Origin of the sequence: Frigoribacterium sp. PhB118 (assembly GCF_003751725.1) — a bacterium.
Lineage (GTDB): Bacteria > Actinomycetota > Actinomycetes > Actinomycetales > Microbacteriaceae > Frigoribacterium.
Map to the genome: position 1 here is coordinate 620,300 of NZ_RKID01000001.1, position 13,385 is coordinate 633,684.

Below are 13,385 nucleotides of genomic sequence, written 5' to 3' on the forward strand. Positions count from 1 at the left end.
ACCACGACGTCGTCCGGCAGTCCGGGCGTCACATCCCCCACTTTTTTGGAGTTCCCATGGCTTTCGCAATCGTGCGCGCCGGTGGCCGTCAGGAGAAGGTCGAGGTCGGCACGATCCTGACCGTCGACCGCCTCAAGGCCGCGACCGCCGACACCGTCTCGTTCGTCCCCGTCCTGCACGTCGACGGCGACACCATCCTGTCGGGCGACGACCTGGCCAAGGTCACCGTCGAGGGCGAGGTCCTGAACGACCTGCGCGGCCCGAAGATCGTCATCCAGAACTACAAGAACAAGACCGGTTACAAGCGTCGCATGGGCTTCCGTGCCGACCTGACCCGCGTCAAGATCACCTCGATCACCACCAACTAAGGGGCTGACACCACATGGCACACAAAAAGGGCGCATCGTCCACCCGCAACGGTCGTGACTCGAACGCACAGCGCCTCGGCGTGAAGCGCTTCGGCGGCCAGGTCGTCCTCGCCGGCGAGATCATCGTCCGCCAGCGCGGCACCCACTTCCACCCCGGCGTCAACGTCGGCCGCGGCGGAGACGACACCCTCTTCGCCCTCGCCCCCGGCTCGGTCGAGTTCGGCAACAAGGGCGGCCGCAAGGTCGTCAACATCGTCGCCTCCGCGACGGCCGTCGCCTAGGCGACAGCACACGCGTCATCCGCCTCGGGGCGGTCGGGCCCAGGCCCGGCCGCCCCGAGGCTTTTCCGTGCCCGCTGTACCCCTCGTCCAGGCGGCACGGGGCGAGGACGCGTAGACGGGAACGATGAAGGCACTCACGTACCAGTCCGTCACCAACGTCTCCGTCGAGGACGTCCCCGATCCCACGATCATCGACCCGAGCGACGCGGTCATCAAGGTCACGTCGGCCGCGATCTGCGGAAGCGACCTGCACCTGTACGACGCCCTGGGCGCGTTCCTCGACAAGGGCGACGTGCTCGGCCACGAGACCATGGGCATCGTCACCCAGGTCGGTTCCGAGGTCAGCCGCATCGAGGTCGGCGACCGCGTCGTCGTCCCCTTCGTCATCGCGTGCGGCCACTGCTTCATGTGCGACCGCGGGCTCTTCTCGCAGTGCGAGACCACCCAGGTCACCGAGTACGACTCGGGCGCCACCCTCTACGGCTTCAGCAAGCTCTACGGCCAGGTGCCCGGTGGCCAGGCCGAGCAGCTGCGGATCGCGCGTGCCGACGCCAACCTCGTGAAGGTCGGCGCCGACCTGCCCGACGAGCGCTACCTCTTCCTCAGCGACATCCTGCCGACCGCCTGGCAGGGCGTCGAGTACGCCCAGGTGCCCGAAGGCGGCACCCTGGTCGTCCTGGGCCTCGGCCCGGTCGGCCAGTTCGCGTCGCGCATCGGCAAGTACCGCGGCTACCGCGTCATCGGCATCGATCCGGTGCCCGAGCGTCGCGCCATGGCCGAGCGCCACGGCGTCGAGGTCCTCGACCTGACGAAGGACGTCGCCGACGTCGTCAAGGGCATGACCGACGACCGCGGACCCGACTCCGTCGTCGACGCCGTCGGCATGGAGGCACACGAGCACGCCGGCATCGGCCTCGTGCAGAAGTTCGCCGCCGCCCTGCCCGACGCGATCGGCCAGGCCGTCATGCAGAAGGCCGGCATCGACAGCCTCGGCGCCATGCACCTCGCCTTCGAGATCGTGCGCCGTGGCGGCACCGTCTCGCTCAGCGGGGTCTACGGCGGCACGGCCGACCCCACGCCCTTCCTCACGCTCTTCGACAAGCAGATCACCATCAAGATGGGCCAGTGCAACGTCCAGAAGTGGATGGACACCCTGATGCCCCTCGTCGAGGACCCGACCGACCCGCTCGGCACCGAGGACCTCGTCACCCACCCGGTGCCGCTCTCCGAGGGCGCCGCCATGTACGACGTCTTCAAGAACAAGGAGGACGGCTGCATCAAGGTCGTCCTCAAGCCCTGACGCCTCGACACGTCAGAGACCTCGACGACGCGACCCCCGCCTCCTGGGGGTCGCGTCGTCCCGTGAGGCGGGCTAGCGTCGTCGCTCGGGAATGCGGCCTGTTCGACGACCGTTCACCGAAACGCGCGCGCACGTTCACCCCACTCATGGCAAACGGGTGATGGACTGGTGACGAATCAACAACGAGGGTCTCGTCCCGAGCCCACGTCGGCGACATCGATTGAGAGAACCATGGATCTCCGGACGGCCGAACACCCCAGGCCGAACCACTTCATCCTGCACCTCAGCGACACGCACCTCGTCGGCGGGGACCGCGACCTCTACGGCGCCGTCGACAGCGAGGCCCGGCTCCGTCAGATCATGGACGAGATCGAGGCGTCCGACGGGCGGCCCGAGGCCATCGTCTTCACGGGCGACCTCGCCGACAAGGGCGAGCCGGACGCCTACCGCAAGCTCCGCGCCCTGATCGAGCCCGTCGCCGAGCGACTCGGAGCCCAGGTCATCTGGGCCATGGGCAACCACGACGACCGCAGCGCGTTCCGGTCCGAGCTCTTCGGGCAGCTGCCGTCGCAGCGACCCGTCGATCTCGTCTACGACGTCAACGGCCTGCGCGTCATCACCCTCGACACGACCGTGCCCGGCCACCACTTCGGCCGGCTCTCGGGAGACCAGCTCGACTGGCTCGCCGAGGAGCTCTCGACCGATGCCCCCGACGGCACCATCATCGCCATGCACCACCCGCCGGTCCCGAGCGTGCAGGACCTGACGGCCCTCGTCGAGCTGCGTGACCAGGCGGCCCTCGCCGAGGTGATCGAGGGCAGCGACGTCCGCTCCATCATCGCCGGGCACCTGCACTACTCGACCAACGCCACCTTCGCGGGCGTCCCCGTCTCGGTCGCGTCGGCCACCTGCTACACGCAGGACCTCAACGTCGCCGGCGGCGGAACCCGCGGCCGCGACGGTGCCCAGGCGTTCAACCTGGTGCACGTCTACGAGGGCACCGTCGTGCACTCGGTCGTGCCGATCGGCACCTACGAGACCGTGGGCGAGTACGTGCCCGCCGACGTGGTGGCCGAGCGTCTCGCCGTCGCCGGCGTGCGCATCGCCCCCGCCGCCCCCCGCCACCGCGCGACGGACACGGCACCGGTGCCCGTGGTGCCGCGCGACCTCGCGCTGACGGGGCCGATCGACACGCTCTGACCGGGCGGGCCCGCCCGCCGCAGCCGGTCTCGTGCACCGTCGGCAACTCCTGGCTCATGCTGCGCGCGACGGCCGGTGCCCCCTTCCCTGGCCCGTCGTGCGGCACAGGGCAGGAGTTGTCGACCCTCGCTCGGTGCCGTCGACCCCGCCCCTCCCGACGCAGCCACGCCGACGACGACCGACCGCCCCGAACACGGCCCGCGCGAGTCGGCAATTCCTGCTTCACGTCGCTCGATCGACGCCGACACGCCCCCGCCTGCGATCGCCGTGACGGGAGTCAGGAGTTGCCGACGAGGGACGAGGACTCCGTGACGGAAAGCGGGCGGTGCCGACCCGGGCGCCGGCCACGGGCCGGGTCAGCCGTGCGCGGGGGTGCGGGCCTCCGAGGCCATGGCCGCACGCAGCCGACGCAGGTACCCGTCGCGGAGGACGTGACGGAGGCGCGGTGGCAGATGCGGGACGACCGCAGCCGTGACGCGCATCACCCGGTCGTAGCGGCGTTGGATGGCCGGCGACCAGGGCAAGCCGAAGTCGTCACGGACTCGACCCGGCAACAACCCCGCGGTGACGAGCCGGGCGAGCGGCATCACCGCCCGCAGCCACCACGGCCCCGTCGTCGGGTGCAACAACTCGTGGGCGACCCGACGCGTGACGTCGTCCACCACGAGGTGCGCGACGGCGTCGTCCCAGTAGCGCCGGAACGACGCCGCATCGGCCGGCCACACCTCGCGCGGCATCTGCAGCGACGTGCCGACGAGGGCGTAGTCCTGGTAGACGGTCTCGGCGTGGGCCGGGTCGATCGGCCCGTGCACCCGCTCGAACAGCTGCACGGCCGAGTCGTAGAGCGTGGCTGCGACCCAGAGCTGCAGATCGGGGTCGAACGCGTCGTACCGCACCGGCGAGGACCCGCCGTCGTGCACCGGACGGTGCGCCCGCCCGACGACCCGGCGGACGTGGGCCACCTCGGACGGGGTGCCGAAGACGATGGCGTAGAGGTACGTCATGGTGCCGTGCAACCGCGACAACGGGCGCTCGACGAAGTCGCTGTGCTCGGCGACGCCGTGCCCCACCCCGGGGTTCGCGAGTTGCAGCAGGATCGCCCGGCCCCCACCGGCCAGGAGCAACGACTCGCCCGCCATGTCGGAGATGCGCCGCACGTCCGAGCCGTGAAGGGTCCAGGGCAGTCGCATGCGGTCAGCCTACGGCGGGCCGTCGGTAGGGTGCTGACATGGCCACCCCCGACTTCGTCCTGTCCCTGCGCGAGAAGATCGGCACGGCACCGCTGTGGCTCGCCGGCGTCACCGCGGTCGTGGTGCGCGGTGACGAGACGCTGCTGGTGCGCCGAGCCGACACCGGCGCCTGGACGCCGGTGACGGGCATCGTCGACCCGGGCGAGCACCCCGCCGACGCCGCCGTCCGCGAGACCCTCGAGGAAGCCGACCTGAACGTCGTCCCCGAACGGCTGGCCTCGATCGGAGTGACCGACGAGGTCGTCTATCCGAACGGCGACCGCGCGCAGTACCTCGACCACACCTTCGTGATGCGCTACGTCTCGGGCGAGCCCTCCCCCGCGGACGGCGAGAACACCGAGGCGCGGTGGTTCCGGCTGGACGACCTGCCGCCCATGGGCCCGGACATGCTCTCTCGTCTCGACACCGCACTCTCGGGCGAACAGGCCGCCCGCTTCGGCACCTCGTCGAGCTGAGCGGCCGTCCGGACGACGGTGACGGCCACCGCGCCGGTGTCCGGCGTCGGCACCCGGCGCCAGTGACCGGCACCCGGCGCCAGTGACCGGCACCCGGCGCCAGTGACCGGCACCCGGGGCCGGTGACCGGCACCCGGCGCCAGCGACCGGCGACGGGCGACGGCGACGGCCACGCCCGTCACACTCGCGACGCGGGTACGACCGGCGTCAGTCCGACCCTTCGAGCCCCCGCTGGGACGACGGTCCGGTCGCCTCGCCCGACTGCGCCGCCTCGGCTCCGAGTGCCCGCCTGTCCTGCTCGGCGTTCTCGAGGGCGACGCGCTGCATCTCGTCCTTCTCCCACGGTGCGGGGAACGGGTAGTACCGCTCGAGGAAGTCCGTGACCGTCGCGGTCCGCTCGTCGTCGGTGACCTCGGGGAAGCTGCCGTCGTTGAGGCAGAAGAAGTCGAACGCGCGTTTCTTCAGCACCTCGGACAACGACGCCAGGCCCGACACCATCGTGGTGTCGATGTAGCTGACCTTCGCGTTCTCCTGCACGATCGCCCGACCCGTCATCAGCGAGTAGTAGTGGTAGAGCGAGTTCGTGACCGAGATGTTCTCCTTCGCACGGAAGGGGCTGCCTGCGGTGGCGGCGAACTCGTCGGCGAACTCGTGCTCCATCTCGAACAGGACGCTGCGGCGCAGCGGCGCGGCCGTGTGCTCGAGGTGGCGGGTGAGGACGCGGCCGAAGCGCTGCTGCAGCAGGCGGCGGTTGACCCGCGCGGCGTTCTCGAACCCGCTGCGGTCGATGTTGTTGTGCCCGAGCCCGATGCGGGTGTCGGCCTCGATGAACTTGGTGACGGAGCCCGGAGAGAAGAACATGCTCGGCGCGACGGGTCGCCCGAAGAACATGTCGTCGTTCGAGTACAGGAAGTGCTCGCTGAGACCCTCGATGTGGTGCAGCTGCGACTCGACGGCCTGCGAGTTGTGCGTCGGGAGCATCGAGAGGTCGCTGAAGAACTCCTCGCTGCGCACGACGCGGACGCGGGGGTGCTCGCCCAACCACTCGGGCACGGGCGAGTCGGTCGCGATGTAGATGTTCCGGACCCACGGGGCGAACATGTATACCGACCGCAGGGCGTACTTGAGCTCGTCGATCTGACGGAACCGGGCCGCCGAGTCGTCGCCCTCGCCGACCACGTGACGTTTTGCCTGGGCGGCCCGGGCACGTTGGTACTCGATGGAGTTGCCGTCGACCCACGAGAAGACGATGTCGATGTCGAAGGTGATGTCGGTGGCGTGGTCGTCGAACATGTGCTCGAGGGTGGGCCACTCGATGCCGTACCGCTCGACGGTCTGTTCGACGGCCTCGGCACGGGGCAGTTCGGTGCGCATCAGTGCGTTCTCGGTCGGGGCGAGGATCTCGTCGTCGGTGATGATCCAGAACTCGACCTGCACGGCCGTGCCCGCGCCGTAGCGGAGGCGGCCGATGGGTTCGACGCGCGGCCGGTAGACACGGAAGACCCGCTCCGTCTCGAGCTCGAGCCCGCCCTCGATGACGAGGGACGCCTGACCCTTGCGGGGCTTGGCGTAGAAGGGCTCGGTGGCCGAGGCCGCGACCATGGCGGCGGTGAAGCGGTCACGGTGGACGGTGTCGACGGCGATCACCGGGCGGACGTCGTTTCCGCGCACGAGCAGGAAGGGCACCTGGGCGGCGTCGAGCACCCGCCGGATGTAGAGCAGGTCCTCGATCATCGACTGTTGGGGCGTGAGGTGACCGTTGAGGAGCGTGAACTGGCCCTTGCGGACGACGACGTCCTCTCGGTCGAGACCACCGGCTCGGTGACGAGGGGTCAGGAGAGGGCTCTCGGACGTGCCGACCATCTCTGACGTACCGGGGATCTCCGTGGCCATGCAGACTCAACCTTCCGTGCGGGCCTCGGGCGGGCGGACGCACCCTCGGCATTTTACGGGGTCGGAGGCACCTCGGCGGATCCGCTGCCCACGACGGTCAGCGACGGCCTCGGACCGGGGCGGCCCCCGTGGTCGTCGCGGCCGCGGTCGGCACCTTCACGAGCACCCCGACGGCGATCATGAGCGCCGCGGCGACGAACTGCAACCCTTGCCAGAGGTCGGGCTGGACGGGCACCACGAACACCGGGTTCCAGAGGACGGCCACGGCGGCGAGCAGGGGCAGCGCCCACCAGGCACGCCCCCGGTAGGCGAAGACGAGGACGATCAGGGCGAAGATCGACACCACGTACCGGAACACGGTGAAGACGTCCGAGCCGAGCAACGCGGTGCCGGCCAGCAGGGCGATGGCCGCGATCAGGCCGGGCGCCAGGGCCGGACGCGTGAACGCGGGGGCGGTGGGGGTGGGCACCGCCTACTCGATGTCGTAGGCGACGTCGAGGACGCTGATCGGACGGCTCATCGGCGGCTCGTCACGCAGGCGCTCGAGGGCCGGCTGCAGTTCGCTCAACCAGGCCTGGTAGCCGGCGTCGCTGAGGTGGACGTGGTCGGCGGCGAACTCGGGTCGCAGCGCGTCACCGGATTCGTCGGCGAGGGCGGGCCAGAGGTCGAGCCACTGCGCCCGGACCGTCGAGGAGAACTGACGGAGGTGGCGGTTGGCGTCCTTGAGGCGGGGTGCGAACTCCGCCCCCCGCGGCGCGATCGACTGCAACAGCAGACGCGTGCCGGGCAGTTCACGACGCATCGCCACCATGAGGTTCTCGATGCCGCGCACCACCTGTTCGACCGAGCGTCGCGCGGTGAAGTCGTTGGTGCCGATCATGAGCACGACGGAGTCGGGGTTCGCGGCCACGACGTCGTGGAGCCGTTCGGTCAGGCCGGCGACCGTGTCGCCCCCGACGCCCAGGTTGACGACCTGCTCGTCGGGCAACCACGCCGCCCAGTCGCCGTTCTCGGTCAAGCTGTCGCCGACGAAGGCGACGGTCTCTCGGTGTGTCATCACGACCTCCTGGTGGTCTGCTGAAGTGCCCCCATCGTGCCATCACCCGCTGGGAGCCGCGAACCGGCGCGCGCGTGCGCACCGCCCCGACCTCATTGACGGAAGCGCCGCGGCCTCTTCGACCAGACGCGGTCGAGCGCGTGGCGGACGCGCGGCAGCAGCACCACGAACGACGACACGACGACGAGCACCCCGAACAGCACCCCGAGCCACAACGGCACGGGCGACATGGCCTCGTCGCCCGCCGGGTACAGCGGCACCGGCGACGACGCCAGGACGAGGAGGCGCGGGTCGGTCACGCCACGGCCGTCGCGTCGGTCGTGGCCCCGCCCGCGGCACCGGCCACCCGCTCGCCGGTCGCCCGGGCGGCCGCCTCCCGCTCGGCCGTCGCCGTGATGCGCCGCAGCATGCCCGAGAAGATCACGCCATGAAACGGCAGGATCGCGAACCAGTAGAGGCGCCCGCCGAGTCCCTGCGGGAAGAACACCGCGCGTTGGCGGTAGTGCGAGCCACCGTCGCGACGCGGCTCGACCGTGAGTTCCAGCCACGCGCCTCCGGGGACCTTCATCTCGGCCCGGAGCCGCAGCAGGTGGCCGCGATCGAGCTTCTCGACCCGCCACCAGTCGAGGGCGTCACCGACGCGCAGGGTGGTCGCACTGCGGCGGCCGCGACGGAGGCCCACTCCCCCGACCAGTCGGTCCATCCAGCCGCGGGCCGACCACGCCAGCGGGAACGAGTACCACCCGTTCTCGCCGCCGATGCTCTCGAGCACCTTCCAGAGCTCGGCGGCCGGAGCGGAGGTGTCGGTCTGCCGGTCGTCGGTGTAGACGATGTGCCCGGACCAGTCGGGGTCGCTCGGCAGCAGGTCGCTCGGCGCGCCGGCGACCGACGAGTCCTGCCAGCTGGTCTCGACGTCGCCGTCCTGTTCACGCTGCAGGGCGAGGCGGACGGCGCGACGGTAGGGCAGCAGCCCCTCGGCGGGCGGGGGCACGACGGCGTCGATGTCGTGCTCGCGCACGACGCAGTCGTACTGCAGCGACGCGATGATCGGCACGGCGAGGGCACGGGGCACGGGGGTGACGAGGTTGACCCACTGCGAGGCGAGCCACGGGGTGAAGACGGGGAGGGACGCGATCGGCCGCTGCTTGAGGCCGGCCTCGAGGGCGTACCCGTTCATCATCTGCCCGTACCGGAGCACGTCGGGACCGCCGATGTCGAAGGTGCGGTTGACGTCGTCGGGCACGTCGGCCGCCCCGAGCAGGTAGTGCAGCACGTCGCGGACGGCGATCGGCTGGATGAAGTTGCGGACCCACTTCGGTGCCGGCATGTAGGGCAGCACGTCCGTCAGGTGGCGCACCATCTCGAACGAGGCGCTGCCCGACCCGATGACGACGCCGGCCTGCAGGGCGACGGTCGGGACCCCGCTCGCCAGCAGGACGTCGCCGACGTCCTTGCGCGACTGCAGGTGCTTCGACAGGTCGCCCTCGGGGTGCAGTCCGCCGAGGTAGACGATCCGGCGGACACCCGCGTCGCGCGCCGCGTCGGCGACGGTGTGCGCCGCATCGGCCTCCGCGCGCTCGAAGTCGCCCTTGCCACCCATCGCGTGGGCGAGGTAGTAGACGACGTCGACGCCCTCCATGGCCGGACGCACCGTCTCGGGGTCGGTCAGGTCACCCTGGACGACCTCGACGTCGCCGGACCAGGGCACGTCGCGCAGCTTCTCGGGCGATCGCACCAGCACCCGCACGTCCGCCCCGGCGGCCACGAGCCGCGGCGTCAACCGCCCGCCGATGTACCCGGTCGCCCCGGTCACCAGCACCCGGCGGGAGGCCACGGCGTGGTCGGTGTCGCTCGTGACGGGGGCGCTCGACGGCTCGGCGTCGGGAGTGTTCGCTGACATGGGCCCAAGCTACGCTGGACCCCATCATGACTACCCAGCAGCTCCCCACCGTCTCCGCCGTCGCCGGCATGATCGACCACGCGATCCTCAAGCCCGAGCTCACCCGCGCCGAGGTCGACGCGGCCCTCGACGACGCCGCCGCGAACCACGTCTTCAGCGTCTGCGTCCGGCCCTCCGACATCGCGCACGCCGTCGAGCGCCTCGAGGGCACCGGCGTGCTCGTCGGCACCGTCATCGGCTTCCCCCACGGCACGACCTCGACGGCCGCCAAGGCCGCCGAGTCGCGCCAGGCGATCGCCGACGGCGCCGCCGAACTCGACATGGTCGTCAACATCGGCTGGCTGCGCAGCGGCATGACCGACGAGGTCGAGGCCGACGTGCGCGGCGTGGTCGAGGCGGCGGGCGACACGCTCGTCAAGGTCATCCTCGAGACGGCCTACCTGGACGACGACCAGATCGTCGCGGGTTCGACGGCCGCCGAGCGCGCCGGGGCCGCCTTCGTCAAGACGTCCACCGGCTTCGCGGGGGGCGGGGCGACGCTCCCGCACCTGCGCCTCATGCGCGAGGCGGTCTCCGACTCGGTGCAGGTCAAGGCCTCGGGCGGCGTGCGCGGCCTCGACACCGTGCTCGAGATGCTCGACCTCGGCGTCACGCGCTTCGGCACGAGCGCCAGCGGCACGATCCTCGCCGACCTGGCGCACCGCCTCGAGACGGGCCGTGCCTCGGGCGCGGGCGACGACACGACGTCGTACTGACGAGCCGAGGAGGCGCGGGTGACGTCGACGACGTGACCCGCGCCTCCTCGAGGCCGTCGGGCCGCACCGCCGCACGGTTCGGCGTCCTGCCGTCGACGTGCGCCGGACGATCGACTCCCAGCGCTCGACGCGTGACGCGTGACGCCTCAGGCGGTCGGCAGCCCCAGGATCTCGCGCGTGCGGACGACGTCGGCCCTGATGTGCGCGATCAGGGCGTCGAGCCCCTCGAAGCGCACGTTGCCGCGCACCCAGTCGACGAAGTGGACGGTGACCTCGAGCCCGTAGAGGTCGAGCGAGACGTCGAGCAGGTGCGCCTCGACCTGCTTGGCCGGCACCCCCTCGAACGTCGGGTTGTTGCCGACCGACACGGCCGCCGGGTAGAGCGTGTCGCCGACCGAGACCCGGGCGGCGTAGACGCCGTCGGCCGGGACGAACCCCTCGCTGTCGCGGGCCAGGTTGGCCGTCGGGAAGCCCAGCTCGCGGCCCCGCTGTTCTCCGTGGACGACGATGCCGCGCACCGACGGCTCGCGGCCGAGCAGGACGCCGGCCTCACGGACGTCACCCGCGTCCATCAGCTCGCGGATCCAGGTGGACGACGCTCGGCGGCCGCCACTCGGTCTCACGTCGTCGATCGACACGACCCGGAACCCGCGCGAGGCACCGAGGCCGCGCAGGGTGTCGACCGTGCCGCTGCCGCGCACGCCGAACCGGAAGTCGTCACCCACGAACACGACGCGGGCGTGCAGGGCCCCCACGAGGATGCGGTCGACGAACTCGTCGGGCGTCAGCGCCCGCAGCTCGGCGTCGAAGGTGAGCATGAGGGTCGCGGCGACCCCGGCCTCGTCGAGCAGCTCGCGCTTCTGACGGTTGCTGACGAGAGCCGTCGGCACGTCGTCGGGTCGCAGGACCGCCAACGGGTGCCGGTCGAACGTGACCACGGTGGACACGAGACGCTCGTCGCGCGCCACCCCCTCGAGCATGTCGATCACGGCGCGGTGCCCGACGTGGACCCCGTCGAACTTGCCGATGGTGACGGCGCTCGGCCCGAAGTCGGGCGGCACGTCGCCGACCAGGTCGTAGAACTGCACGCGCGCTACCTCGTCGTGCCCGGGTCGCGAGGGACCCCACCGGCCCCCACGCCGTCGGCGCCCGCCCGGTCGACCCCCGAGGCGTCGACGGCCCGGGCCACGCGGCCCTGTCGGCGCAGCCACAGGATGCCGAGCACGGGCAGGACGAGCGGCACGAAGCCGTACCCGCGACCGAAGAACGACCACACGGTGTCGTGCGGGAAGAGTTCGGGGTCGAGCACGGTCACGAGACCGATGATCAGGACGCCGGCGAGCTCGAAGCTGATGGTCGCCCAGGCCACGGCGTACCACCCCTGGCCACGACCGATGAGGGCCACGGTGGCGACGATGTAGACGACGGCCGACAACGCGCTCAGGGTGTAGGCCAGCGGGGCCTCGGAGAACTGGGTCGCGATCTGGAAGACCGACCGACCGGTGGCGGCGAGGGCGAGGAGGGCGTACACGGCGATGAGGACCCGGCCGAGGCCGACCGCGCGCGTTGACTTCTGAGTGACCATCTCGTCAAGGATAGGACTCCGACGCCTCCACCGCCGACCGGGTGGGTCAGAGGCCCTGGACGGTCCAGATCTGGAACATCCGGTAGACCATCACCGCGATCGCGAACGACGAGGTCGCCAGCACGAGGTTGCTCCAGCGCGTCCGGTCGACGAGGGCCCAGACCGTCGCGAGGGGCGGCAGGAGGATGGCCGAGACCAGGTAGATGTAGAACTCGACGAGGTTGCCCGTCGGTCCGTTGCCGACGAAGGGCGCGACGATCGCGACGACCAGCTGCACCAAGAGGAGCAGCAGCACGACGGCACCCGTGCCGACGGTGATGTCGTCGGGCTGACGCTTGGCGAAGCAGGCGACCACGCAGACGATGCCGGCCACCACGGCCACCACGACCTGCACCCAGGTGAACCACTCGATCATGCCTGCACCTCGTCGGTCGGGAAGTTCACGATGGGCTTGGCGGCCCCGCCCCGCACCGAGACCAGGCCGGCGAGGGCGCCCGTCGGGGTGACGGCGGCGACGGGCCCCGGGGTGTCGGCCAGCTCGACGGCCACGCGCTTGCCGTGCCCGAGGTCGACGGCCTCGGCAGCGGTCATCGACCACTCGGGGAAGAGGGTGCGGGCGACGTCGACCGGAGGGAGCAGCGCCGGGGCGACGTCGATGCCCTCGAGGACGGAGGCGCGGGTCACGTCGAACGGCCCGACCCGCGTCCGACGCAGTGCGGTCAGGTGTCCCCCGACGCCGAGGTCGGCTCCGAGGTCGCGGGCGAGGGCCCGGACGTAGGTGCCGGACGAACACGAGACCCGCACGTCGAGGTCGCGCACGGGCACACCGTCGACGACGGCGTCGCGTCGCTCGAGCACGGTGAACTCGGAGATCGTCACGTCGCGGGCCGTCAACTCGACCTCGACCCCGGCACGGGCGAGGTCGTAGGCGCGACGGCCGTCGACCTTGATCGCGCTGACCGTGGTGGGCACCTGGCTGATCGGCCCGGTCAGTCGCGCGATGCCGGCGTCGACGGCGTCGTCGGTGACGTCTCCGGCCGCGGTCGTCGAGACGACCTCGCCGTCGCTGTCGTCGCTGGTGGTGGAGACGCCGAGGCGGATGGTGGCGTCGTAGCCCTTGTCGAGGCCGACCAGGAAGGTCAGGAGGCGCGTCGACGAGTTCAGGCCCAAGACCAGCAACCCCGTGGCCAGCGGGTCGAGCGTGCCGGCGTGGCCGACCTTGCGCGTGCCCGCGGCCTTCCGCACACGGGAGACCACGTCGTGGCTGGTGATGCCCTGCGGCTTGTCGACGAGGAGGAGACCGCTGTTCACCCGACGACGTTAGCGCAGCAGGACCGCGAC

Annotated in this window: 16 protein-coding genes; 6 read left to right on the forward strand and 10 right to left on the reverse strand. The window is 71.2% G+C overall.

What is annotated here, in order from left to right; genetic code table 11:
• Positions 1–56: 56 nt before the first annotated feature.
• The 4 genes from rplU (at position 57) to EDF21_RS02805 (ending at position 3,149) form a co-directional block, all read left to right on the forward strand.
• Positions 57–368, forward strand: a complete 312-nt coding sequence (gene rplU / locus EDF21_RS02790) for a 50S ribosomal protein L21 (protein WP_054144935.1) — start codon at positions 57–59, stop codon at positions 366–368.
• Positions 369–382: 14 nt separating this feature from the next.
• Positions 383–649, forward strand: coding sequence for a 50S ribosomal protein L27 (gene rpmA / locus EDF21_RS02795; protein WP_043596143.1), 267 nt, complete (start codon positions 383–385; stop codon positions 647–649).
• 124 nt (positions 650–773) lie between these two features.
• Positions 774–1,949, forward strand: coding sequence for an alcohol dehydrogenase catalytic domain-containing protein (locus EDF21_RS02800; RefSeq protein ID WP_123570209.1), 1,176 nt, complete (start codon positions 774–776; stop codon positions 1,947–1,949).
• A 231-nt stretch (positions 1,950–2,180) separates the two neighbouring features.
• Entirely contained in the window at positions 2,181–3,149 is a 969-nt protein-coding gene (locus tag EDF21_RS02805; protein ID WP_056045780.1) for a phosphodiesterase, read from the forward strand.
• Positions 3,150–3,505: 356 nt separating this feature from the next.
• Here the strand turns inward: EDF21_RS02805 and EDF21_RS02810 are convergent, their stop codons facing one another.
• Positions 3,506–4,339: an oxygenase MpaB family protein gene (locus EDF21_RS02810; protein ID WP_123570210.1), complete on the reverse strand. Its 834-nt coding sequence runs from the start codon at positions 4,337–4,339 to the stop codon at positions 3,506–3,508.
• Positions 4,340–4,377: 38 nt separating this feature from the next.
• Here EDF21_RS02810 and EDF21_RS02815 point away from each other — a divergent pair, with 38 nt between their 5' ends.
• Entirely contained in the window at positions 4,378–4,854 is a 477-nt protein-coding gene (locus tag EDF21_RS02815; RefSeq protein WP_123570211.1) for an NUDIX domain-containing protein, read from the forward strand.
• 207 nt (positions 4,855–5,061) lie between these two features.
• On the opposite strand, the gene EDF21_RS02820 is transcribed toward EDF21_RS02815, so the two are convergent.
• The 5 genes from EDF21_RS02820 to EDF21_RS02840 form a co-directional block, all read right to left on the reverse strand.
• Positions 5,062–6,717: a stealth family protein gene (locus EDF21_RS02820; RefSeq protein ID WP_233568391.1), complete on the reverse strand. Its 1,656-nt coding sequence runs from the start codon at positions 6,715–6,717 to the stop codon at positions 5,062–5,064.
• Between the two features lie 127 nt (positions 6,718–6,844).
• Positions 6,845–7,216, reverse strand: coding sequence for a DUF6804 family protein (locus EDF21_RS02825; protein ID WP_056045790.1), 372 nt, complete (start codon positions 7,214–7,216; stop codon positions 6,845–6,847).
• 3 nt (positions 7,217–7,219) lie between these two features.
• On the reverse strand, positions 7,220–7,804 hold the full coding sequence (locus EDF21_RS02830) for a GDSL-type esterase/lipase family protein (RefSeq protein WP_123570213.1): 585 nt from the start codon (positions 7,802–7,804) through the stop codon (positions 7,220–7,222).
• A gap of 92 nt (positions 7,805–7,896) precedes the next feature.
• Positions 7,897–8,103 carry a hypothetical protein gene (locus tag EDF21_RS02835; protein ID WP_056045798.1) on the reverse strand — a complete coding sequence of 69 codons (207 nt, stop codon included), beginning with the start codon at positions 8,101–8,103 and terminating at the stop codon, positions 7,897–7,899.
• On the reverse strand, positions 8,100–9,704 hold the full coding sequence (locus EDF21_RS02840; protein WP_123570214.1) for an SDR family oxidoreductase: 1,605 nt from the start codon (positions 9,702–9,704) through the stop codon (positions 8,100–8,102). Before EDF21_RS02840 ends, EDF21_RS02835 begins: the two co-directional genes overlap by 4 nt.
• A gap of 26 nt (positions 9,705–9,730) precedes the next feature.
• Between EDF21_RS02840 and deoC the strand changes: the two genes are divergently transcribed.
• Complete coding sequence (gene deoC, locus EDF21_RS02845; protein ID WP_123570215.1) at positions 9,731–10,459, forward strand: deoxyribose-phosphate aldolase; 729 nt, start codon at positions 9,731–9,733, stop codon at positions 10,457–10,459.
• 146 nt (positions 10,460–10,605) lie between these two features.
• Here deoC and EDF21_RS02850 read toward each other — a convergent pair whose 3' ends face one another.
• The 4 genes from EDF21_RS02850 to truB are packed head-to-tail and all read right to left on the reverse strand — an operon-like array spanning position 10,606 to position 13,355.
• On the reverse strand, positions 10,606–11,547 hold the full coding sequence (locus tag EDF21_RS02850; RefSeq protein ID WP_123570216.1) for a bifunctional riboflavin kinase/FAD synthetase: 942 nt from the start codon (positions 11,545–11,547) through the stop codon (positions 10,606–10,608).
• Positions 11,548–11,552: 5 nt separating this feature from the next.
• Complete coding sequence (locus EDF21_RS02855; protein WP_233568335.1) at positions 11,553–12,044, reverse strand: hypothetical protein; 492 nt, start codon at positions 12,042–12,044, stop codon at positions 11,553–11,555.
• Positions 12,045–12,090: 46 nt separating this feature from the next.
• Entirely contained in the window at positions 12,091–12,459 is a 369-nt protein-coding gene (locus EDF21_RS02860; RefSeq protein WP_123570217.1) for a hypothetical protein, read from the reverse strand.
• Positions 12,456–13,355 carry a tRNA pseudouridine(55) synthase TruB gene (gene truB / locus EDF21_RS02865; RefSeq protein ID WP_056045807.1) on the reverse strand — a complete coding sequence of 300 codons (900 nt, stop codon included), beginning with the start codon at positions 13,353–13,355 and terminating at the stop codon, positions 12,456–12,458. Before truB ends, EDF21_RS02860 begins: the two co-directional genes overlap by 4 nt.
• Positions 13,356–13,385: the final 30 nt, after the last annotated feature.